Source organism: Streptomyces sp. NBC_00829, assembly GCF_045161795.1.
Taxonomy (GTDB): domain Bacteria; phylum Actinomycetota; class Actinomycetes; order Streptomycetales; family Streptomycetaceae; genus Streptomyces.
Genome location: NZ_CP108867.1, coordinates 2,210,018 through 2,231,892 on the forward strand (window position 1 = coordinate 2,210,018; position 21,875 = coordinate 2,231,892).

The following is a 21,875-nucleotide window of genomic DNA, read 5'->3' on the forward strand; positions in this document are numbered from 1 at the left end:
TCTCGGAACACTTCTCACTCAGGCGTCATGGCGTACAGTCCGGTCGCAATGAGCCTCACCCATATGGGTGAGTCGGTTTGATGTTTAAACATCAAACTTCCTCGAGTACCAGGAAGGCACAGCAGATGGGACGCCATCGACGCTCAGCCGCCGCACCCACCGCAGATCAGTACGCGGACGGAGCGGCAGGCCGGCACCGGGGTGGTGCACGCCGGAAGAAGCTTGCGGGCATGCCCGTACGCACCGGGCTGCTCGGCGCCTCCGCGGCCATGGCGGTAGGCGCTGTCGCCGTCGCGTCCGGTCTGCTGCCGGGCGGTGACAAGTTCAACGTCAGCGGCGGCCCCGAGCTGCCGAGCGGGCAGATACGCACCGAGGGCTCCGCCAAGCTGCAGACCCAGGGTGACGCCAGCGCCGAGCCGACCAGTGACGCATCGACGCCGGCCGCCGCCCCGACCCGGACCGCCCCGCGCCCCCAGGCACCGTCGAAGACCCCCTCCCCCAAGCCGGCCAAGCCGTCGGCGACTCCGTCGAAGCAGACGAGGGCCCCGGAGGCGGCGAAGGGCCCGAAGGCCCCGGAGGCTCCGAAGGCCCCGGAGGCCCCGGAGGCGGCGAAGAAGAAGACGAAGACGAAGAGCCCGACCCCGACGCGTACCGAGAGGCGCGCCTCCGACCGACCCACGCAGCACAAGCCGGTCACCTCCTCGGCCTCGGCCGCCGAGGCCGAGGTACTGCGCCTGGTCAACAAGGAACGGGCGAAGGTGGGCTGCAGCCCGGTGACGGCCGATCCCGCTCTGGCGAAGCTGGCCGGGAACTTCAGCGCCGACATGGCCGCGCGCGGCTTCTTCGACCACACCGACCCCGACGGCGTCACCCCGTGGGACCGCGCCGACCGGGCTGGTGTGAAGGGTGTCGGCGCCGAGAACATCGCCCGCGGGGGGGCTGACCCGGGAGCGGTGATGAACTCCTGGATGAACAGCGACAGCCACCGCGCCAATATCCTCAACTGTGACTACAAGAGGCTGGGCGTCGGCGTGGTCATGGCCGACGGCGGCCCGTGGTGGACCCAGGACTTCGGCTACTGAGACAGCCGCGGGTCAGAGCCGTAAGAAATCTTCTGGGCCGTCTCCGGGCCGTCGTCCGCGGGGTCGTGGGTTCCTGACCACCCGATCCACGGCGGCCCGGGTGAGCGAGGGTGCCGCCGTGGACCCGCGCTGATCGGGCGGGCCCTCAGTGCTTGAGAGCGACCTTGAGAGCCACGATGATCAGCCCGAGGAGAAGGTTGATCGCACCGGCGAGCATCATCAGACGGCGCGAGGCGCCAGCGCGGCTGGCCGCCACGGTTCCCCAACCGACCTGTCCGGCCAGAGCGACCCAGAGTGCCAGCCATGCCGACCCCTCGATGCCCAGTCCGAAGAGTGGGCTGATGGCCACGGCACAGGCCGGTGGGACGGCCGCCTCGATGATCGGGCGCTCTTCCGCGCACGCGCGGCGGACCTCCCCCCAGCTCAAGTGGTGCACCATGCGGGCCCCGAAAAGGCCGGAGAAGACGTGCGCGGCCCAGAACACGACACTGGTGCACAGCAGCAGCAGAACGAGTTGTACCCGGGTGAACGAGCCGAGCGCTCCAGTGCCGGCCACCACGGAGGCGGCAAGCAGCGAGCCATAGACGGCGCCGGCGTAGTCGATCTCGGCCGCGTTGCCCGCCGGGCTCTCCGCGGGACGCTCAGGGGTCCGGCTGTTCATTCCTCCAGGGTCGTTGAACAGACCACGCTCCGCACGGGCGGGAATCCTCGGCCGGACGGCCTCTGAGGTAGTCGCAGGTCACGGACCCCATGTGGGCTCTGATGCCGTCTCTGGGCGACCTGTACTGCCCCCAGAGCCGAACACACGGTCCACGGCTGCTCGCGTCTAGGCTCCGGGGGCCCCGTCGGTGACGTGGCCCCTCCCCTTTTGCGTCGGCCTTGCGTCGGCGCGTGTCGCGTCCGTGTCGCGTCAGGCGGCGACGGCCGCCCGGCCCGCGATGAAAGTGCGCGCGGTCTCGGCGACCCGGCGGCCGAGGTGCTCCGCGGTCGCGATGTCGGCCTTGTGCACACCCTCTTGCCCCTCGTCGGAGTTGGTCTGCGCGGCGGCGCCGAAGAAGAAGCCCAGGCGGTTGAGGTCATGCTCGGACCCCGCGGTGGAGTTCCAGCCGGGCTTGAGACCGAGGTTCACCCAGTGCATGCCGTGCTGCGCGGCGAGCGTCGCGAAGTACTGCAGGGTGTGCAGCTTGTCGCCGCTCTTGGAGGCGGAGTTGGTGAAGCCGGCCGCCAGCTTCTCCTTCCAGGCGTCGGTGAACCAGCGCTTGGAGGAGTCCTCGGCGAACCGGTGGAAGGCGCCGGAGGCCGTTCCCATGTAGGTGGGCGAGCCGAAGACGATGGCGTCGGAGCCGTCGAGGAGTTCCCACTGGGCGTCGTCGATCTCATCGACCCGGATCAGGTGGACGGTGGCGCCGGCGGCGGCGGCTCCCTCGCGGACGGCCTCGGCGATGACGGCGGTGTGGCCGTAGCCGGAGTGGTAGGCGATCGAGACAACAGGCGTGGTCACGGCAGGGCTCCTCGGGGACGGCGTGCTCGTCGGTGGTGACACCAGCGAAGCACTAACTTCTAGAAAGCGCAACCCACCAGTTAGCGCTGCGGCCGAGTATGGTTGCTGTATGGAGACCAGCACGCAGGAAGAGAGCGCGGACCTCTGTCCAGACGGTGACCTCGCCTTCGATGTGTTCTCCCGCCAGTGCCCGTCGCGCGGCACACTGGAGGACGTCACCGGCCGGTGGGGCAGCCTCACGCTCGGCGCGCTGCACGACGGCACGCTCCGCTTCAACGAGCTGCGGCGCCGCGTCGACGGCGTGAGCGAGAAGATGCTGTCCCAGACGCTGCATGCCCTGGAGCGCGACGGTCTCGTACGGCGGGACGCGCAGCCGACCAACCCCCCGCGGGTCGACTACGAGCTCACCCCGCTGGGGCGCCAGGTGACCGAGCGGCTCATGGGCCTCATCCACTTCGTGGAGGGGCGGATGCCCGAGGTGCTCGCGGCGCGCGGGCGTTACGACGCGGCGCGCGGAGGCCGCTGACAGCGCGGGCAGAAGTAGCTGGACCGGTTCATCCAGGGCCGGCGGCGCATGGGTGTGCCGCAGCGGCGGCAGGGCTCGTCCTCACGGCCGTAGGCGTCCAACGACCGGTCGAAATAGCCCGATTCGCCGTTCACATTGACATACAGACTGTCGAAGCTGGTGCCTCCGACGGCCAGCGCCGCGTTCATCACGTCCCGCACATGACCGAGCAGTTCGGCCGAGCGGGGACGGCTGAGGGTCGCGGTCGGGCGCTCGTAGTGGAGCCTGGCGCGCCACAGCGCCTCGTCCGCGTAGATGTTTCCGACACCGCTGATCAGCGACTGGTCGAGCAGCGCACGCTTGATCGTCGTACGCCGCAGACGCAGCGCGGCCGGGAACGCCGCGTCGTCGAAGGCGGGGTCGAGCGGATCGCGGGCGATGTGCGCGATGGCGTCCGGGAGCCCCTCGGGGGTGTTGTCGTGCAGCGAGAGCCCGCCGAAGGTGCGCTGGTCGACAAAGCGCAGTTCGGTGCCGAGCGCGTCGTCGAAACGGACCCGGATCCGCAGATGCTTCTCGTCGTCGGCGTCCTCGGGCTGCACAAGCAACTGTCCGCTCATGCCGAGATGGCCGAGGATCGACGTGTCCGTGTCCGCCAGCGGCAGCCACAGATACTTGCCGCGGCGGCGGGCGATGCCGACGCTGTGGCCCCTCAGGCGCGCCGCGAAGTCGTCGCCTCCGGCGGGATGCCGCCGGACCGCGCGCGGGTGCAGCACCTGTACCTCGGCGATCGTCCGCCCGCTGACCCAGCGCTGGAGTCCGCGACGGACGACTTCGACCTCGGGCAGCTCGGGCACCTGGCTCCTTCAGACGTTCACGGTGACGTCCGCAGCGTACCTCCGCACCACGGGCGAAAACCCGTGAGGCCCCTTGCTCCCAGGGAGCAAGGGGCCTCACGGCGAAAGCGGACGCGGACTCAGGCCGAGGCCCGGTCCGCGGGTTCGGAGACCGAAGGGGTGTCGTCGGCCCCTTCGTCACCGGCGGTGCCCGCGTCGGGCGCCGCCTGGTCCTCGGCCCTGTCCCCAGCCAGGGCCTGCGCGTCGGCCTCGGCCTTGGCGTGGGCCTTGTTCCTGGCCTCCGCCTCGGCTTCCGCCTTGGCCGCGGCCAAGCGCTCGTCAGCAGCGGCGGTGATCTCCCGCCACGCGGACTCCGCCGCCTGCTGCTCCGCTTCCTTCTTGCTGCGGCCGGTGCCGGTGCCGTACGAGACACCACCGACGCGGGCGGCAGCAGTGAAGGTCTTCTCGTGGTCCGGACCGGTCTCGCTGACCAGATACTCCGGAACACCGAGACCCTCGGCGGCCGTGAGCTCCTGGAGGCTGGTCTTCCAGTCCAGGCCGGCACCGAGATTCGAGGACTTCTCGATCAGCGGGTCGAAGAGCCGGTGCACCAGCTCGGACGCCGCTTCGAGGCCCTGGTCGAGATAGACCGCACCGATCACCGCTTCAAGGGTGTCGGCGAGGATGGACGCCTTGTCCCGGCCACCCGTGCCCTCTTCGCCCCGGCCGAGCCGGATGAAGAGGCCGAGTTCCAGGCCGCGGCCCACCTGCGCCAGCGCACGAGAATTGACCACCGCGGCCCGCAGCTTGGCCAGCTGGCCTTCGGGCAGGTCGGGGTGGGTGCGGTACAGCGTGTCGGTGACCACCAGGCCGAGCACGGAGTCCCCGAGGAATTCGAGGCGCTCGTTGGTGGGCAGACCGCCGTTCTCGTACGCGTACGAACGATGGGTCAGCGCACGCACCAGAAGGGCGGACTCGAGGTGATACCCGAGCCGCCCTTCCAGAAGCGTGTGGGACGAGGCTGCGTTGGCTGTGTTTACTGCGTCTGCCTGCTTCTTGGCATTGGACAGCTCAGACATCGGGCCTCTCACCAGCCGCTCAGACCTCGAGGACCTGGCGCTTGTTGTAGGTGCCGCAGCTCGGGCACGCGATGTGCTGCTGCTTCGGCTCCTGGCAACGCTCACACGAAACCAGGGTGGGGACCGCAGCCTTCCACTGCGACCGGCGGTGGCGCGTGTTGCTGCGCGACATCTTCCGCTTCGGAACAGCCACGGCTACTTCTCCTGCTTCTCGTCGACGCCCGCTTCGGCGCCGCCCATGTTGTCCTTCTCGCCGTCCTGAATGGTCTCGGCGAGTCCCTGCAGTGCCGCCCAACGAACGTCGACGGCATCATGGTGGTGGTCCGGATTCTCGTCCAGCCTGATCCCGCACTCGGGGCACAGGCCGGCACAGGTCTCCCGGCACACCGGCTGCATCGGCAGTGCGAGCACCACCGCATCACGCAGCACGGACTCGAGGTCGAACAGACCGTCCTCGAGAAAGAGCCTGTCCTCGTCCTCGGCGTCGTCGACCGGCTCCGCAGTGCGACTGCGGCCCCGGTCATCGGCGTCGGGGTACGAGAACATCTCCTGGAAGTCCGCCGCGACCGACTGGCGCAGCGGCTCCAGACACCTTACGCACTCCCCCTCGGCCGATGCACGGGCGGTGCCGGTGACAAGCACACCTTCCATGACCGACTCAAGCCGGAGTTCGAGTCCCACGGGAGCGCCTTCCGGCACTCCGATCACCCCTTCGATACCGAAGTCCTTGGGAGCGTCGACCGAGCGGAGCAGCCGCTGGAGCGCACCGGGACGCCGACCCAGCTCGTGTGTGTCGAACACGAGGGGGTTGCGGTGGTCAAGGCGCGTGCTCAGGGCTTTTCCTGCTTTCGATTCACGTGGGGAGGGCCGCCGGCCTCTTCAGAAGCGGGCAGCCGAGATCGCGGACGTACGCGCGACCGAAGAACCAGGATACTGGACGGGCCGCCGTAGACCCAATCCGGTGGTTTCGGGGTCGGCTCAGCGCCCCTGCTCGTACCGGCGCAGCTGCTCCAAGTCGATCATGCTCGTGTCGAACAGGCTGGTCTCGTCCAGGGCCGCGCCCTGCTGCTGGACCTGCTGCGGCTGCTGCTGCGGCTGCTGCTGCTGGACCTGCTGCTGGTAGGCGTACGGGTCCTGCTGGGCGTACTGCTGGTCGTAGCCCTGCTGCTGGTACGCGGCGTACGGATCGGCCTGATATCCGGCGTACGCCTCCTGCGGCTGGTACGTGTACGGATCCGGCTGCGCCGGAATCTGCGCCGGAATCTGCGGCTGCTGCTGCGGCTCGGCCTGCGGCTGGTACTGGTGCCGCGGCCGGCTCTGCTGCTCGGGCTCGGACAGTTCCGCGAGACCGGCCAGATAGTCGGCGTCGCTGGAGTGCTGCTGGGCTCCCGCCGCGTCCTGGGCGGCCATGTGCTCGCCGAGGGCGTCACTGGTGGTCCTGCCGTGGAGCTTCTGACGGCCCCGGCCCACCGCGTCGAGAGTCTTGGCGAGCACGGCCTCGAAGGCACCCAGCTTGGCGTCCACATACTCGTCGGCTCGCTGGATGAGGGTCCCCGGGTCCGAGCTGTGCTCGGGGGCGTCCTCGTCGGCGTACCCCTGTGCGTCCAGACCCGGCCCGCGGCCGAGGAGCTTCTCGCGTCCGCGGTCGACCGAGCCGATCGTCTTGGTGAGGACGACCTCGAAGTTGGCGAGCTTGGAGTCGACGTAGTCGTCGGCCTCGGCGCGGATCTCCTCCGCCTCCCGGCGGGCCTCCGTGAGGATACGGTCGGCCTCTTCCTGGGACTGGCGGGCGACCTGGGTGTCCGAGATCAGCGAGCCGCGCTCGGCGTGCGCGGACTCGATGATCCGCTCGGCCTCCTGGCGGGCCTGCTCAACCAGCTGCTCACGGCCGCCGATCAGCTCCTGGGCGTGGGCCAGGGAGCCGGGAAGTGCCTCGCGGACCTCTTCGAGCATGTCGAGCAGCTCGGCGCGGTTGACCACGCAGGAGGCCGACATGGGCATGGACCGGGCGTTGCCGACTGCCGCGACGATCTCGTCGAGCTTCTTCTGGACGTCCACCGTGGTTCGCCACTCTCTGCCAGATAGGGGACGGACGGGACGACTGTACGGCCAGTCGGCGCCGGCCCGACACCGGGTGACGAGCTGTCAGCCCGTCACTTCTCGGCGAGACGCCGGACCAGCGCCTCGTGGACGACGGGAGGCAGCAGGTGGGAGACGTCACCGCCCCAGGCGGCGACCTCCTTGACCAGGCTGGAGGAGAGGAAGCTGTAGGTGGGGTTGGTGGGGACGAACAGGGTCTCGACGCCCGAGAGGCCGTTGTTCATCTGGGCCATCTGCAGCTCGTAGTCGAAGTCGCTGACCGCCCGCAGACCCTTGACGATGGCCGGGATGTCGCGCTGCTTGCAGAAGTCGACGAGAAGGCCGTGATGGGACTCCACCACGACGTTGCCGTACTCGCCGGTGACTTCGCGGATCAGCTCGATCCGCTCGTCGACCGTGAACAGTCCCTGCTTGGACTGATTGATCATCACCGCGACATGTACGACGTCGTACAGCTTGGAGGCGCGGGCGATGATGTCGAGGTGTCCGTTGGTGATGGGGTCGAATGACCCCGGACAGACTGCGCGGCGCAACTGAAGTCCCTCGCTCTCCGAACCGGTCATCGTGCGTCTTCGCACGTAGAGGCGGCGCGACCGTACCAAAGCGTGCCCTCGCCGTAGCGACGGGCCCGCAGTGGCTCGAAGCCGTGCGGCCAGACGAATTCGCCGCCTCTGGTGCTGCGCTCCACGGTGGCGAGGGCTTCCTCCGCGAGCCAGCCCTGAAGGCGGAGTGTGAGCAGAATCTCGCGAAGATCGTCATCGGTGACGGCGTAGGGCGGGTCGAGGAAGACCAGGTCGTAGGGCTCCTCGGGAGCCGGACCCGTCACGATCTGTTCCGCTTTGCCGGTACGGACCTCGGCGCCCGGCAGTCCGAGCGTCCGGACGTTCTCGCGGACGATGCGGGCGGCGCGGTTGTCGGCCTCGACGAGCAGCGCGTGCGAGGCGCCGCGGGACAGCGCCTCCAGGCCCACCGCGCCGGAGCCGGCGTAGAGATCGGCGACGCGGACACCGCTGAGCGTGCCCAGCTGCGACTCCCAGCTGGAGAAGAGCCCCTCGCGGGCGCGGTCGGACGTCGGGCGGGTGCCGGTGCCGGGCGGGACGGCGATACGGCGTCCGCCGGCCGCGCCGGCGATCACGCGGGTCATCTGGGTCCGATTCCTTCGAGACGGGAACTGATGTGCCTAAACGATAGGCCGTGGTGGCTTCGGTCCGCTCAGCATCGGTCTGCGTCACACCACCGGCCAGGGGGCGTCAGCCCTTTTCCAGGTACTGCTCGCGCTCCTGGTCGAGCAGCGCGTCCAGGGCCGTACGCAGCTCGGGCAGCCGTTCCAGCTCCGGATCGTCGGCGACGATCGCCACGGCCTCCTCACGGGCGGCCGCGATGACCTCCTCGTCGTCGATGACCGTGAGCACCCGCAGCGAGGAGCGCACACCGGACTGGGCCTGCCCGAGCACATCGCCCTCACGGCGCTGTTCGAGGTCGATACGGGAGAGCTCGAAGCCGTCGAGCGTGGCGGCGACCGCGCCCAGCCGGGCCCGGGCGGGCGCGGCCTCCGGCATCTCGGTGACCAGCAGGCACAGCCCAGGGGCCGAGCCACGGCCGACCCGGCCGCGCAGCTGATGCAGCTGGGACACTCCGAAGCGGTCCGCGTCCATGATCACCATGGCGGTGGCGTTGGGCACGTTCACCCCGACCTCGATGACGGTCGTGGCGACCAGGACATCGACCTCGCCCGCGGCGAAGCGGCGCATGACGTCGTCCTTGTCGTCGGGCTGCATCCGCCCGTGCAGGACCTCGACGCGCAGGGCGCTCAGCGGGCCCGCGGCCAGCTGCTCGGCGATCTCGATCACCGCCAGCGGGGGTCGCTTCTCCGCCTCGTCCTCGGCCGGCTTCCTCTTCGGTTCGTCGTCGCCGTCGCCGATACGGGGGCACACGACATACGCCTGATGGCCGTTCTCGACCTCCTCGCGCACGCGCTCCCAGGCGCGCGCCAGGAAGTGCGGCTTGTCCTGGGCGGGGACCACATGGCTGGCGATCGGCGAACGCCCGGCGGGCAACTGGTCCAGGACCGAGGTCTCCAGATCGCCGAAGACCGTCATCGCGACCGTGCGCGGGATGGGGGTGGCCGTCATGACCAGCAGATGCGGCGGCTGCCTGCCCTTGGAGCGCAGCGCGTCCCGCTGCTCCACACCGAAACGGTGCTGCTCGTCCACCACGACCAGCCCCAGATCGTGGAACTGCACCTTGTCCTCGATCAGGGCGTGGGTGCCGATCACGATCCCGGCCTCGCCGGTCACCAGATCGAGCAGCGCCTGCCGGCGCGCGGCGGCGCCCATCGATCCGGTCAGCAGCACGACCTTGGTGGCGTGCTCGGCCCCGCCGAGCATCCCGCCCTCCGCGAGCTCGCCCATCATCTCCGTGATGGAGCGGTGGTGCTGCTGGGCGAGGACCTCGGTGGGCGCGAGCATGGCCGCCTGACCACCCGCGTCGACGACGGTGAGCATCGCCCGCAGGGCCACCATCGTCTTTCCTGATCCGACCTCTCCCTGCAGGAGGCGGTGCATCGGGTGCTCGGTCGCCAGGTCGCCGAAGATCTCCGCGGTGACCTTCTGCTGGCCCTCGGTGAGGGTGAAGGGCAACTTGGCGTCGAAGGCGTCGAGCAGGCCCTCCGGCACGGGCCTGCGCGCCACGGCGGGCAGTTGGGTGTCGGCGAAGCGACGGCGGGCGAGTGCGACCTGCAGCACAAATGCCTCGTCCCACTTCAGCCTGTCGCGCGCGGCGGCGATGTCCGCCTTGGTGTGCGGCCGGTGGATCTTCAGCAGGGCCTCGGGGAGCGGGAGAAGGTCACGTCCCGCGCGCAGCGTCTCCGGGAGCGGATCGACGGCCTCCGGTGCCCTGGGGAGGGCGGCGTCCAGCGCCTTGGCGATCTTCCAGGACTCCAGCTTCGTGGTGGCCGGGTAGATCGGGATGAGGGCTCCGGCCCAGGAGTCGACCGCGTCGTCGCTGTCGCCGCGGAGCAGTTCGTACGCGGGATGGGAGAGCTGGAGCCTGCGGTTGAAGACGGAGACCTTGCCGGCGAACATCGCGCGGGTCCCCGGCAGAAGGTCCTTGTGCGGCTTGTGGACGCCCTTGCCGAAGAAGACCAGTTGCAGTTGGCCGCTGCCGTCGGTGATGACGACCTCCAGCCGCTGGCCCCTGCCCTTGGACCCGCTGAACGTCAGCACACGCGCGCTCGCGACCTGGGCGACCACGGTGACGTGCTCGTCGAGCGGCAGGTCGGACAGGAGCGTGAGCTCACCCCGCTCGGCGTACCTGCGGGGATAGTGGTGCAGCAGATCACCGAGGGTGTGCAGGTCGAGATGCTCGGCCATCACCTTCGCGGTGGCGGCTCCGAGCGTGTTCTTGAGAGGTTCGTCGAGCGCGGGCACGCGATCCATTGCACACCACCGCACCGACAGACGTCGCACACCTGTGGATATCCGCTGGTCACCACGGTGCCGCGCCCCCTAGGATGGCGCGACTCCCCCCAGCTCCGCGATCACCTCACCATGGGATCGCCCGACCCGCGCCGTCGCCTGTCCCCCCACCGGCGCTGCGACGATGACTGCTGATCAGACACCGCACACCTTCCAGGTCGACCTGCGCGGCCTGGTGGACCTGCTCTCCCATCACCTCTATTCGAGCCCCAAGGTCTATCTGCGCGAGCTTCTGCAGAACGCCGTGGACGCGATCACCGCCCGGCGCGCCGAGCAGCCGGACGCCCCTGCCCGGGTACGGCTGTACGCCGAGGACGGCCGGCTGCGGGTCGAGGACTCCGGCATCGGCCTGACCGAGTCGGATGTGCACAGCCTGCTCGCGACGATCGGCCGCAGCTCCAAGCGGGACGGCCTGGAGTCCGCGCGTGCGGAGTTCCTGGGGCAGTTCGGCATCGGGCTGCTCGCCTGTTTCGTCGTGGCCGCCGAGATCCGGGTGGTCAGCCGGTCCGCCCGGACGCCGGACGCCCCGCCCGTCGAGTGGGCGGCGCGCGACGACGGGTCGTACACCGTGCGCACCCTGCCGGACAGCGCGCGCCCCGAGCCGGGGACGACGGTCCATCTGACCGCCCGGCCCGGCAGCGGCGACTGGCTCGCCGAGGAGCGGGTGCTGGCGCTGGCCCGGGACTTCGGCTCGCTGCTGCCGTACGACGTGTGCGTCGGCGGGAAGGCCGTCACCGAGCTGCCCGCGCCCTGGGACCGTACGTATACGAGTCCCGCCGCGCGCCGGGTCGCACTCGCCGGTCACTGCCACGAGCTGTTCGGCTTCAGCCCGCTCGACTCGGTCGACCTGGATCTGCCGGTCGCCGGGGTGCGGGGCGTGGCGTACATCCTGCCCTCGGCGGTCAGCCCGGCCCAGCGCTCCGGTCACCGGGTGCATCTCAAGGGCATGCTGCTGACCGACCGGGCCGACGAACTGCTGCCCGACTGGGCCTTCTTCGTACGCTGCGTCGTCGACACGGACGCGCTGCGGCCCACCGCGTCGCGCGAGGCGCTGTACGCGGACGAGACGCTCGCGGCCGTACGGGACGCGCTCGGCGGACGTATCAGGGAGTGGCTGACCGGGCTCGCGGCCGGCGACCCGGAGCGCCTCGCCCAGTTCCTGTCGGTCCATCACCTGGGCGTGAAGTCACTGGCCCGGCATGACACCGAGATGCTGCGCACGATGCTGCCGTGGCTGCCGTTCGAGACGACGGACGGGCGGCTCTCGCTGGAGGAGTTCGCGCTGCGCCACCCCGTCGTGCACTTCACCCGCACCGTCGAGGAGTACCGCCAGGTCGCCCCGATCGCCTCCGCGCAGGGCATCGGGGTGATCAACGGCGGCTACACCTACGACACCGAGCTGGTGGAGCTGCTTGCGGCGGTCCGCCCGGGGACGGTGGTGGCCGAGCTGGACGCCGACACCGTCACCGCGCATCTGGACTCCGTCGACCCCGCCGAGGAACTGGCGCTCGCGGGCTTCCTGGCCGCCGCGAGGGCCAGGCTCGACGTGCTCGGCTGCGATGTGGCGCTGCGCGCCTTCCATCCGCTGACCGTGCCCGCGCTGCATCTGGACGACCGCGAGGCCCGCCACGAACAGGCGCGCGCGGAGGCCGAGGAGCAGGCGGACGATCTGTGGGCGGGCATCCTCGGGTCGCTGCGTGGCAGCGCGCCGCGTGCCCGGCTGGTGCTGAACCACCTCAACCCGCTGATCCGCCGGATCAGTTCCCTCGACGACAAGGAGCTCGCCCAGACGGCGACGGAGGCGCTCTACGGGCAGGCCCTGCTGATGGCCCAGCGTCCGCTGCGCCCCGCCGACTCGGCACTGCTCAACCGGGCCTTCATGGGCCTCCTCGAATGGGCCACCCACGATCAGGAGAACGGCCGATGAGCCCTGACACCACGACGCTGCGCCAGGCCCTGAGGGACAACTTCGAGGAGCCGGAGGGGCCCGGGCGCAACGCCCGCGCCGAGCGGCTGTTCGCCGAGATCGAGCAGGCCGCCGACACGGACCTGCTCATCGACGGGCTGAACCATCTGATGCAGGTCTACAACTACAGCTCCGAGCCGGACAAGATGTTCGTGCCGTTCGCGCGGCTGCTGCGCATGTGGGACCAGCGGCCCGAGGACTTCGGCGGGCGGCAGATCCACAGCCTGTTCTGGATGTTCAAGTGGGTCTCCAGCGGGATGGTCGACCAGCCGCACATCCCGCTCGCCTCCATCGAGAAGTGGCAGGCCGAGATGGAGCACCGCTACCGACTGGCGGGCCACTCCGAACGGGCCGTACGCCAGGGCGAGCTGCGCATCGCCCGTCATCTGGGTGACAGGGAACGGGCCGCACGCGCCTACAAGGCCTGGCAGGCCGCCGACCGCGACGACAAAAGCGACTGCCGGGCCTGCGAGCTGCGCGCCCAGGGCTCGTGGCTCGCACACCAGGGCGCCGAGGAGGACGCCCTGGAGGCCTGGCGGCCGGTGCTCGACGGCGAGTTCAGCTGCGCCCACGAGCCGCACGCGGTGCTCTCCGCCTCCCTGCTGCCGCTGCTGCGCCTGGGCCGCGCGGAGGAGGCCCGCGCACACCATCTGCGCGGCTACCGTCTCGTACGGCCGAAGGAGAGCATGCGCGCCGCGGTCGCGCAGCACGTGGAGTTCTGCGCGCTGACCGGCAACGAGGCGCGCGGCCTCGAAATACTCGCCGAACGTCCCGCGTACTTCACCGACAGCGGGGAGCCGAGCAGCCTGCTGGGCTTCCTCGCCGTCACCGCACTGCTCACCGACCGGCTCACGCTGCTCGGCCACGGCGAGCAGCGCCTGCCGGGACCGGGCGGGCGGACCTGGAGCGCGCGCGAGCTGGCCGGGCACGCGCGCGAGGAGGCCCTGGCCCTCGCCGGGCGCTTCGACGAACGCAACGGCAACTCCCATACGACCGAGACGATCCGCGAGCGCATGGACCGCGCACCGCTGCTGGAACGGCTGCCTCTGGGCGTCCGGTCCGCGCGGCCCGCGACGGTCCCGCGCCCGGCGCCCGTGGGCCAGGCCCCCGCCGCCGGTCCGGACGCACTGCTGGCGAAGGCACGGCAGCTCTCCGAGAGCCAGCACCCGGACGCGGTGGCCGCCTGGGCCGCCGTCGCACGGGCCGTCGGTGACGCGGACGTGGACCTGGACGGGCAGGCGCGGGCGGAGGTCGAGGAGCACCGGGCGATGGACCCGGGGGTGCCGCACGCAGAGGCCGTGGAACTCTTCCTCTCCGCGGCAGGCCACTACGAGACGGCGGGCATCCCCGGGAAGGCCGCGGCAGCCCGCGCCAGGGCCGCGTACGCGATCTGCCTCGACGAGCGCTTCGACGAGGCACTGGCGGCCGTGGCGGAGCCGTACGAGCGGGCACTCGCCCTGCACACCGAGGGCACGGCCACCGCCCGTCAGACGTGCCACGCCCTGCTGTGCCGCATCCGCATCCTCAAGGACCTGATCCACCAGGCCGAGGACGCCGGGGCCGCGGTCGGCGCGCTGGAGGAAGCCGTACGCGAACTCCTCGCCTTCGCCGAGCCGCACGGCACCGAAGGGGGCGTCGGTGTCGCGGTCGCCGAGGCACGGTCCGTGCTGGGCGACATCGCGGCCTTCCGGGGCAGCCCCGAGCGGGCCGCCGAGCTGTACTCCCGCGCCGCCGACGAGTACATCGCGGCGGGCCGCCCCTGGTACGCGATCGAACCCGAGTCCCAGCTGGCCAGGGTCAGCCGTCATCTGGGCGATCTGGAAACGGCTGAACGCGCCTCCCGCGCGGCCCTGGAGCACGCCGGCCACTTCGCCGAGCCGGGCGGGCTCGCCGTGCTCCATCTCGAACTCGTCCAGACCCTCGCCGAGGCGGGCAGGCCCGCCGACGCGGCCGAGCACGCCCTGGAGGCCGCTCACTGGGCGGACGAAGCCGGAGACGGCACGGGCAACGGCGCTTTCGCCCGGCACCGTCTCGGCGGGTTCCTGCTGGAGCTGGGGCGGGTGGACGAGAGCGCGGCGGTGCTGGAGTCCGTACTGCCCGACCTGAGCGTGGACGTCCACGGCGACGGCATGATCGTGCAGACCCTGTGGTGGCTGGGCGACTGCCTGATATCGCTCGGCGAGCCGCGCGCGGCCGCGGAGCACTGGCTGAAGGCGGCGGACATCGCCCGCGGATGGCCGGAGCAGCGCGATCACGCGATGCTGGCCAATCTGGCGGGGCAGGCCCTCTACCGCGCGGAGCTCAACTCCGAGGCGGAGCTGGCCTATCAGCGCGCGGGTGAGCTGTGGCGGGGCCTGGGTGACGTCCACGCCCTGGTCCGTACCCTGCGTGTACGGGCCTGGATCGCGGTCCGCGAGGGCCAGTCGGGGCCGGACGCGGCGCGTTCCCTGATGGCGGCGGCGGCCCGCGAGTGCGAGCAGGCGCTCCCCTCGGCTCCCGACGCCGAGGCCCGTGACCGGCTGCGCGGGGAGCTGGCCGACACCCACCGCCAGACGGCCGAGCTCATCGCCGACACCACGGGCTCGCCCGGCTCACCCGGCGACGAGGACACCGACGGTGCGGCGCGCGCGGCCTACGAGGAGGCGGTCTCGTACGCCGAGAAGGCCGTCGTGGCCTTCACCGAGGCGGGCGACGCCTTCACCGACCTGCGCGCCAAGTCCGAACTCCTGGCGGCGTGGCTGGAGGCGGACCTGGGCCGCGCGGACGCCTCGGAGGGCCGGGCGCGGGCGGTGCTGACGCGGTACGGGTCGGCGACGCAGGGGGCCGCGGGGGAGCTGAAGGAGGAGGCGGAGAGAGTGCTGAAGTATCTGGAACGGGGGTAGGTCCGGGGGGCGGGGTCGCCGCGCGGGGTGTGATGCCCCTCCCCGCCCCTCCCCGGGGCCGGGGCCGGGGCCGGGGCCGACGTCGTCGCACCCCCGAAGCGCCGGCCTCGAAGCGCGGACCACGCCCGGCCCGGGACCGAAACCCCGACGCCCAGCACCTGGAACGCATCCGCCCAACGGCACACGGCACGTACCCGGACCGGGGTCGAGGTCACGGCTACTCCACCCCGATCAGCAGCGGCGACGCCCCCCGGCCTCCCTGGTACACCACCGTGTCCACCGCCAGGTACCCCTCCCGGACATACCTCTCCAGGCGGTCCGCCACCGCGTCCCCCTCAGGGACGTCGTCGCCCACGATCAGCGTCACCAGTTCGCCGCCGGCCGACAGCATCCTGGCCAGGACCACCTCCGCCGTCCCGGGGAGGTCCGCGCCGATCACCGCCACGTCGCCGTCGATCAGGCCGAGGACATCGCCGGCCTGGCACACGCCCGCCGTCGTCCACGACTGCCGTTCCGCGACGGCCAGTTCGGCGTAGCGGGTCGCCCCCGCCGCCGCCGTCATCGCGACGACGTCCTCGTCGAAGCGGCGGTCCGGTTCGTGGACCGCCAGTGCCGCGATGCCCTGGACCGCCGCGCGGGTCGGGACGAGTGCGACCCGCACGCCCTCCGTACGGGCCTGCTCCGCCGCCGCGGCGGCGGTGTGCCGCAGCTCCGCCGAGTTCGGCAGCAGGACCACCTCGCGCGCGTGCGCGCGGCGGATCGCGTCGACCAGTTCGCCGCTCGCCGGCGGCTCCCCCGGACGTGCGAGCACCGTCGTCGCGCCCGCCTGGGCGCACAGGCTCGCCAGCCCCTCCCCGGGCACGACCACGACGACCGCCCGCTGGACCTGCTCCCGCAGCACCGCCGCCGCGGAGGCGAAGTGAGTGATCCGGATCCGGTACGGCCGCCCCGCCTCGACCCCCGCCTCCACCGCCGCGCCCGCGTCGTCGACGTGCACATGGACGTTCCACAGGCCGTCGCCGCCGACGACGACGAGGGAGTCGCCGAGCCCGTCGAGCCGGGCCCGCAGCCGCGCCACGGCCGCGTCGTCCGCCTCCAGAAGGTAGATCACCTCGAAGGCCGGGCCGCCGTCGGCGCAGGGCTCGAAGCCGGCCACGGCGGCGATCCCCGCAGGCCGGGCAGGCATCGGGGCGCGCCCCGCGGGCGCCTCTCCCGTGACCGCCTCGACGAGCGCCCCGAGGACCGCGAGGAGCCCTTGCCCGCCCGCGTCGACGACCCCGGCGCGGTCCAGCACGGCAAGCTGCCCCGGTGTCGCGTCCAGCGCGGCCCGCGCACCCTCGTACGCCGCGCGGACCCCGTCGTCGGGTGCGGCCTCGGCCGCGTCCGCCGCGGCCGAGGCGACGGTCAGGATCGTGCCCTCGACGGGGTGCGCGACGGCCTCGCGCGCCAGCACCGCGGCACGGCGCAGCGCACCGGCGAGATGGTCGCCGTCACCGAGCCGCTCCGCCATGCCCCGCAGCAGCTGCGCCAGGATCGTTCCGGAGTTCCCGCGCGCGCCGATCAGCGCGCCGTGGGCCATCGCCCGCACCACATCGTCCGGCGCGGGCGCCGTGGACCCGGTCTCGTGTGCCGCGAAGACGGCCTCGACGGCCTGCGCGGCCGACTCCACGGTCAGATACAGATTCGTTCCGGTGTCACCGTCCGCGACCGGATACACATTGATCGCGTCGATCTCCTCGCGCTCCCGGCCCAGCGCTTCCAGTGCCAGTGAGCACCAGGTGCGTACCGCTGCGGCGTCGAGGGTCTGCGGCACCTGGTGATCCTCCTTGAGCGCCCGGAAAGGGCCGTGGGCAGGGTTGCACCGCAGGGTAGACCCCGGTCGGGAGCCGGGGCCGGGGCGGGGGCCGGGAGAAGCCATGGTAGTTTCGTATCTCGGACGCAGTCGTTGTATGCTGCTCCGGTTGCCCGATGAAAGTCGGGCCATTCCCCCGGCAAAGCCACCAATCAGATCACTGATCCGGCGCGCCGGATTTCACTGTAAGTGCATCTGAAGTCTTTGGAGTGACCCGTGGCTGCCAACTGCGACGTCTGCGGCAAGGGGCCGGGCTTCGGCAACAACATTTCGCACTCGCACCGCCGTACGTCCCGTCGCTGGAACCCGAACATCCAGCGCGTGCGTGCCGTGGTCGGTCGGACGCCGAAGCGGCTCAACGTCTGCACCTCGTGCATCAAGGCCGGCAAGGTCTCGCGCTAACCGCGACGTTTCGTCGTAGCGCAGCCCAACCGGTTGCCTTGAAAGCCGGTCCACCTCGGTGGACCGGCTTTTTGCCGTGCCCGCGCACGGCTTTCTCGGTGTGCCCGCGATCCGGCAGCCCAGGCCCCCGGCGGCCAGGCCGGGCTGGACTGGACGGGGCAGGCGGCTCGTCAGCGCGACCGCCACGCGTGATCCACCGGCCCGATCCCGCCGCCCAGCGCGAATCCCGCCGCGATCGCCCCGGTCACGTACTCCTTCGCCGCCCGCACGGCCTCAGGGACCTCCATTCCCTTCGCCAGCCCCGACGCCACCGCGGACGCCAGCGTGCAGCCCGTCCCGTGCGTGTGCCGGTTGTCGAGCCGGGGCGCCCTCAGCCAGTGCTCCTGCGCGCCGTCGGTCAGCAGGTCCACCGCGTCGCCCGCGAGATGCCCGCCCTTGATCAGCACCCATCGCGGCCCGAAGCCGAGGATCGCGTCCGCGGCCCTGCGCAGGCCGCTCTCGTCCTCGACGACGACACCCGTGAGCTGCGCGACCTCGTCGAGATTGGGGGTGGCCACGGTGGCCGTGGGCAGCAGCTTGGTGCGTACGGAGTCAAGTGCGGAGGCGGCCAGCAGCGGATCCCCGTGCTTGGAGACCCCGACGGGGTCGACGACCACCGGCGCCTGAGTGCCGGCCAGCAGCTCGGCCACCGTCTCGACGAGCGGCGCGGACGCCAGCATGCCGGTCTTCACGGCCTGTACGCCGATGTCGTCGACAACGCTGCGGTACTGGGCCCGTACCGCCTCGACGGGCAGTTCCCACGCCCCCTGCACACCCAGCGAGTTCTGCGCGGTGACCGCGGTGAGCACGCTCATGCCGTGCACTCCGAGCGCCAGCATGGTCTTCAGATCGGCCTGAATGCCGGCCCCGCCGCCGGAGTCGGACCCGGCGACGGTGAGCACGCGAGGAGGACGGGAAGGCAGCGGGCGTATGTCCATGCCCCGAATCTACTTGCCGCCCTCGACGCCCCGGACTACCTGCCGTCCTCGATGTCCCCGAAGTGGTCCCAGCCGCCCTTGCTGTGCCAGGGAGCGCCGTCCACCGTCACCTGAGGCAGCGCCGACGGGTTGAGCACCTCGCCGATCACCTTCCAGCGTGCGGGCAGCTTCGCGTCGGGCGGGAAGGTCGCGACGATCGCGTGGTCCTCTCCCCCGGTCAGCACCCACTGGAGCGGGTCGACGCCGACGGCCTGACCGATGTCGTTCATCTGCGAGGGGATGTCGATGGAGCCGGAGCGCAGGTCGATACGGACCTTGCTCGCCTCCGCGATGTGCCCGAGGTCGGCTACGAGTCCGTCGCTGATGTCGCACATCGCGGTGGCGCCGAGACCGGCCGCCGCGGGGCCCGCGTGGTACGGCGGCTCGGGGCGGCGGTGCGCCTCGACGAAGGCGCGCGGCGAGCGGAAACCGCGCGAGAGGACCGCGTGCCCGGCGGCCGACCAGCCCAACCAGCCGGTGTACGCGACGACATCGCCGGGCCGGGCGCCCGCCCGCGTGACCGGTTCGTGGTTGCGCATGTCGCCGAGCGCGGTGATCGCGAGCGTGATGAGGTCGCCGCGCACGACGTCTCCGCCGACCACGGCCGCACCGGCGACCTGGCACTCGTCGCGGATGCCGTCCATCAGCTCGGTGGCCCAGGTGACCGGGAGTTCGGCCGGGACGACGAGGCCGAGCAGCAGCGCGGTGGGGACCGCGCCCATCGCCGCGATATCGGCCAGGTTCTGTGCGGCGGCCTTGCGGCCCACGTCGTACGCCGTCGACCAGTCGCGGCGGAAGTGCCGGCCTTCCAGGAGCACGTCCGTGCTCACCACGACCCTGCGGTCGGGCGCGGCCACGACCGCGGCGTCGTCACCGGGTCCGAGCCGGACCGCGGGGGTGGAGGTGAGCCGGGAAGTGAGCTCCCTGATGAGCCCGAACTCCCCCAACTCGCCCACAGTGCCCTTCACCGAGTTCCACCTCTCCGTCGTGCCGCCGGGATGCCCGGCGGTGCTGCTTGGCTGCGGTCGCGAGCCGTCTGCGCCGTAGGTACCGTCAAGACATACGTCAACTTCTGCTCTCCGTACGCCACGCTGCGGGCGTCACCCTGCGCGCGGGTCTCCCCGCGGCCCGCGGCGACGCGATACCGTGGCGGCCCCTTCCCCCGGGGGTCTCCCCGCCGAAGGTAGGGGACATGATCCTCGGCCGCCCTGGAGGTTCCGTGGTACAGGCGTACATCCTCATTCAGACCGAGGTGGGCAAAGCGTCCATCGTGGCCGAGACCATCGGCAAGATTGCGGGAGTGATTCAGGCCGAGGACGTGACCGGTCCCTATGACGTGATTGTGCGCGCCCAGGCCGACACGGTCGACGACCTCGGTCGCATGGTGGTCGCCAAGGTCCAGCAAGTGGACGGCATCACCCGCACCCTGACCTGCCCGGTCGTGCACCTGTAGCCCCCGTCTACGCTTGGCCGGTGACCACTTTCCGTCTCCGGCCCCTGTGTCTGTCCGCTGCCGCTCTTGCGCTGCTGACCACCGCGGGCTGCTCCTCCACGGACGCGACGGCGTCGATCACGGTTCCCAGCCCCCCGTCGCAGGAAGCCTCCTTGTGCAGCGCGCTGCACAAGGAGCTGCCCCAGTCCGTGGCCGGACAGGACCGCAAGGACCCCGAACCGGCTTCCGAACTGACCGCCGGCTGGGGCGACGCCGCGATCGTACTGCGCTGTGGTGTCCCCCGGCCGCCGAGGATGAGCGACCCCCGGGCGAAGGCCGTGGAAGCGGACGGGGTCAACTGGATGCTGGAGGAACTGGCCGACGGGCCGCGCCTGACCACCACGTACCGCAAGACCTATGTGGAGGTGACGATGGCCAAGCGGTTCGCCCATGACGTCACGCCGCTCGCCCAACTGGCCGACGCCGTCAAGAAGACGGTGCCGGCCACACTCAAGGTTCCTTAGGCCGGGGCCCGGGTCCCGGCGCAGCCCGGGCCCGCGAAGGCTCTGGCGCAGGCCCGGCGCGGGCTCTAGCGCAGGCCGGTCGGTCGGCGCAGCGCGGCCTGGATCAGCCGGTCGACGAGCTCGGAGTAACCGACGCCGCTCTCCTGCCACATCCGCGGGTACATCGAGATCGGCGTGAAGCCGGGCATGGTGTTGATCTCGTTGATGACGAACGTGCCGTCCTCGGTGAGGAAGAAGTCCGCGCGGACCAGGCCCTCGCAGGAAGCGGCGTCGAAGGCGGCGACCGCGAGGCGGCGCACCTCGGCGGTCTGCTCCTCGGTGAGCGGCGCGGGCACCAGACCGGCGGCCGAATCGATGTACTTGGCCTCGAAGTCGTAGAAGTCATGGGCGCTGACGGGCGGGATCTCGGCCGGGACGCTGGCGCGCGGACCGTCCTCGAACTCCAGCACTCCGCACTCGATCTCCCGGCCGCGCAGCAGCGACTCCACCAGGATCTTGGGGTCGTGGCGCTGCGCCTCCTCGATCGCCTCGTCCAGGCCGGAGATGTCGTCGACCTTGGTGATGCCCATGGAGGACCCGCCACGCGCGGGCTTCACGAAGAGCGGCCAGCCGTGCTCGCCCGCGAAGTCGATGATCTTCTTGCGGGCGGCGGAGGCGTCGGCCTCCCACTCGCGCGGCCGGATCACCTCGTACGGTCCCACCGGCAGGCCGAAGGAGATGAAGACGCGCTTCATGTACTCCTTGTCCTGGCCGACAGCCGAGGACAGGACGCCCGAGCCGACGTAGGGGACGCCGGAGAGCTCCAGGAGGCCCTGGAGGGTGCCGTCCTCGCCGTACGGGCCGTGCAGCACGGGAAAGACGACGTCGACCTCGCCGAGGGCCTTGGGAACGGCGCCGGGCTCGCTGTAGACGACCTCGCGGCTGGCGGGGTCGACCGACAGGATCACGCCACCCTCGCTCGACTCGGCGAGCTCCTCGACGCTGGGCGTACGGCGGTCGGCGATGGTCATCCGGTCGGGCTCGTCGGCGGTCAGCGCCCACCGGCCGTCCGTCGTGATGCCGATCGGCAGGACGTCGTACTTGGTCCGGTCGATGGCGCGGAGAACGGCGCCGGCGGTCACCACGGAGATCCCGTGTTCGGAGCTGCGACCGCCGAAGACGACGGCCACACGCGGCTTGCGGAGCTGCTGCTCAGGGGTCTGGGGGAGGTTCTCGCTGCTCATAT

21 protein-coding genes are annotated in these 21,875 nt (G+C 71.3%); 7 read left to right on the plus strand and 14 right to left on the minus strand.

Features of this window, described 5'->3' with window-relative positions; all coding sequences use genetic code 11:
• Nucleotides 1–125: 125 nt before the first annotated feature.
• The gene (locus OG293_RS09010; protein WP_405998247.1) at nucleotides 126–1,082 is read left to right on the plus strand and encodes a CAP domain-containing protein; all 957 of its coding nucleotides are present in this window, start codon (nucleotides 126–128) and stop codon (nucleotides 1,080–1,082) included.
• A gap of 145 nt (nucleotides 1,083–1,227) precedes the next feature.
• Here OG293_RS09010 and OG293_RS09015 read toward each other — a convergent pair whose 3' ends face one another.
• A complete protein-coding gene (locus OG293_RS09015; protein ID WP_405998248.1) occupies nucleotides 1,228–1,743 on the minus strand; it encodes a hypothetical protein in 516 nt (171 codons plus the stop codon).
• Nucleotides 1,744–1,992: 249 nt separating this feature from the next.
• A complete protein-coding gene (locus OG293_RS09020) occupies nucleotides 1,993–2,583 on the minus strand; it encodes a flavodoxin family protein (protein WP_405998249.1) in 591 nt (196 codons plus the stop codon).
• 109 nt (nucleotides 2,584–2,692) lie between these two features.
• Here OG293_RS09020 and OG293_RS09025 point away from each other — a divergent pair, with 109 nt between their 5' ends.
• The gene (locus tag OG293_RS09025) at nucleotides 2,693–3,109 is read left to right on the plus strand and encodes a winged helix-turn-helix transcriptional regulator (RefSeq protein WP_405998250.1); all 417 of its coding nucleotides are present in this window, start codon (nucleotides 2,693–2,695) and stop codon (nucleotides 3,107–3,109) included.
• Here the strand turns inward: OG293_RS09025 and mutM are convergent.
• The 8 genes from mutM to recG all read right to left on the minus strand — a co-directional run bounded on the left by mutM (nucleotide 3,082) and on the right by recG (nucleotide 10,537).
• The gene (gene mutM, locus OG293_RS09030) at nucleotides 3,082–3,942 is read right to left on the minus strand and encodes a bifunctional DNA-formamidopyrimidine glycosylase/DNA-(apurinic or apyrimidinic site) lyase (protein ID WP_405998251.1); all 861 of its coding nucleotides are present in this window, start codon (nucleotides 3,940–3,942) and stop codon (nucleotides 3,082–3,084) included. The genes OG293_RS09025 and mutM overlap by 28 nt on opposite strands.
• 119 nt (nucleotides 3,943–4,061) lie before the next feature.
• The gene (rnc, locus tag OG293_RS09035) at nucleotides 4,062–5,000 is read right to left on the minus strand and encodes a ribonuclease III (RefSeq protein ID WP_405998252.1); all 939 of its coding nucleotides are present in this window, start codon (nucleotides 4,998–5,000) and stop codon (nucleotides 4,062–4,064) included.
• 19 nt (nucleotides 5,001–5,019) lie between these two features.
• A complete protein-coding gene (rpmF, locus tag OG293_RS09040) occupies nucleotides 5,020–5,193 on the minus strand; it encodes a 50S ribosomal protein L32 (protein WP_026165248.1) in 174 nt (57 codons plus the stop codon).
• Between the two features lie 2 nt (nucleotides 5,194–5,195).
• The gene (locus OG293_RS09045; protein WP_405998253.1) at nucleotides 5,196–5,801 is read right to left on the minus strand and encodes a YceD family protein; all 606 of its coding nucleotides are present in this window, start codon (nucleotides 5,799–5,801) and stop codon (nucleotides 5,196–5,198) included.
• Between the two features lie 177 nt (nucleotides 5,802–5,978).
• Nucleotides 5,979–7,058 carry an ATP synthase F0 subunit B gene (locus tag OG293_RS09050; RefSeq protein ID WP_405998254.1) on the minus strand — a complete coding sequence of 360 codons (1,080 nt, stop codon included), beginning with the start codon at nucleotides 7,056–7,058 and terminating at the stop codon, nucleotides 5,979–5,981.
• 95 nt (nucleotides 7,059–7,153) lie between these two features.
• A complete protein-coding gene (gene coaD / locus OG293_RS09055; protein ID WP_406003544.1) occupies nucleotides 7,154–7,633 on the minus strand; it encodes a pantetheine-phosphate adenylyltransferase in 480 nt (159 codons plus the stop codon).
• Nucleotides 7,634–7,659: 26 nt separating this feature from the next.
• Nucleotides 7,660–8,244 (minus strand): 16S rRNA (guanine(966)-N(2))-methyltransferase RsmD, encoded by a 585-nt coding sequence (rsmD, locus tag OG293_RS09060; protein WP_405998255.1) that lies wholly within the window; start codon nucleotides 8,242–8,244, stop codon nucleotides 7,660–7,662.
• 106 nt (nucleotides 8,245–8,350) lie between these two features.
• Nucleotides 8,351–10,537, minus strand: coding sequence for an ATP-dependent DNA helicase RecG (gene recG / locus OG293_RS09065; RefSeq protein ID WP_405998256.1), 2,187 nt, complete (start codon nucleotides 10,535–10,537; stop codon nucleotides 8,351–8,353).
• A gap of 163 nt (nucleotides 10,538–10,700) precedes the next feature.
• On the opposite strand from recG, the gene OG293_RS09070 reads away from it, so the two are divergent.
• The gene (locus tag OG293_RS09070; RefSeq protein WP_405998257.1) at nucleotides 10,701–12,503 is read left to right on the plus strand and encodes an HSP90 family protein; all 1,803 of its coding nucleotides are present in this window, start codon (nucleotides 10,701–10,703) and stop codon (nucleotides 12,501–12,503) included.
• Nucleotides 12,500–15,424 carry a tetratricopeptide repeat protein gene (locus tag OG293_RS09075; RefSeq protein ID WP_405998258.1) on the plus strand — a complete coding sequence of 975 codons (2,925 nt, stop codon included), beginning with the start codon at nucleotides 12,500–12,502 and terminating at the stop codon, nucleotides 15,422–15,424. The genes OG293_RS09070 and OG293_RS09075 overlap by 4 nt, the downstream gene beginning before the upstream one ends.
• A 217-nt stretch (nucleotides 15,425–15,641) precedes the next feature.
• Here OG293_RS09075 and OG293_RS09080 read toward each other — a convergent pair whose 3' ends face one another.
• Nucleotides 15,642–17,237, minus strand: coding sequence for a DAK2 domain-containing protein (locus tag OG293_RS09080; RefSeq protein WP_405998259.1), 1,596 nt, complete (start codon nucleotides 17,235–17,237; stop codon nucleotides 15,642–15,644).
• A gap of 255 nt (nucleotides 17,238–17,492) precedes the next feature.
• On the opposite strand from OG293_RS09080, the gene rpmB reads away from it, so the two are divergent.
• Nucleotides 17,493–17,678: a 50S ribosomal protein L28 gene (rpmB, locus tag OG293_RS09085; protein ID WP_003957616.1), complete on the plus strand. Its 186-nt coding sequence runs from the start codon at nucleotides 17,493–17,495 to the stop codon at nucleotides 17,676–17,678.
• Between the two features lie 170 nt (nucleotides 17,679–17,848).
• On the opposite strand, the gene thiD is transcribed toward rpmB, so the two are convergent.
• Nucleotides 17,849–18,655: a bifunctional hydroxymethylpyrimidine kinase/phosphomethylpyrimidine kinase gene (thiD, locus tag OG293_RS09090; RefSeq protein WP_405998260.1), complete on the minus strand. Its 807-nt coding sequence runs from the start codon at nucleotides 18,653–18,655 to the stop codon at nucleotides 17,849–17,851.
• A gap of 35 nt (nucleotides 18,656–18,690) precedes the next feature.
• Entirely contained in the window at nucleotides 18,691–19,662 is a 972-nt protein-coding gene (locus tag OG293_RS09095) for a thiamine-phosphate kinase (protein WP_405998261.1), read from the minus strand.
• Between the two features lie 251 nt (nucleotides 19,663–19,913).
• Here OG293_RS09095 and OG293_RS09100 point away from each other — a divergent pair, with 251 nt between their 5' ends.
• Together OG293_RS09100 and OG293_RS09105 are read left to right on the plus strand one after the other, a co-directional pair.
• On the plus strand, nucleotides 19,914–20,147 hold the full coding sequence (locus tag OG293_RS09100) for an Lrp/AsnC ligand binding domain-containing protein (RefSeq protein WP_406003545.1): 234 nt from the start codon (nucleotides 19,914–19,916) through the stop codon (nucleotides 20,145–20,147).
• A gap of 20 nt (nucleotides 20,148–20,167) precedes the next feature.
• The gene (locus OG293_RS09105; RefSeq protein ID WP_405998262.1) at nucleotides 20,168–20,650 is read left to right on the plus strand and encodes a DUF3515 domain-containing protein; all 483 of its coding nucleotides are present in this window, start codon (nucleotides 20,168–20,170) and stop codon (nucleotides 20,648–20,650) included.
• Between the two features lie 65 nt (nucleotides 20,651–20,715).
• Here the strand turns inward: OG293_RS09105 and OG293_RS09110 are convergent, their stop codons facing one another.
• A complete protein-coding gene (locus OG293_RS09110) occupies nucleotides 20,716–21,873 on the minus strand; it encodes a D-alanine--D-alanine ligase family protein (RefSeq protein WP_405998263.1) in 1,158 nt (385 codons plus the stop codon).
• Nucleotides 21,874–21,875: the final 2 nt, after the last annotated feature.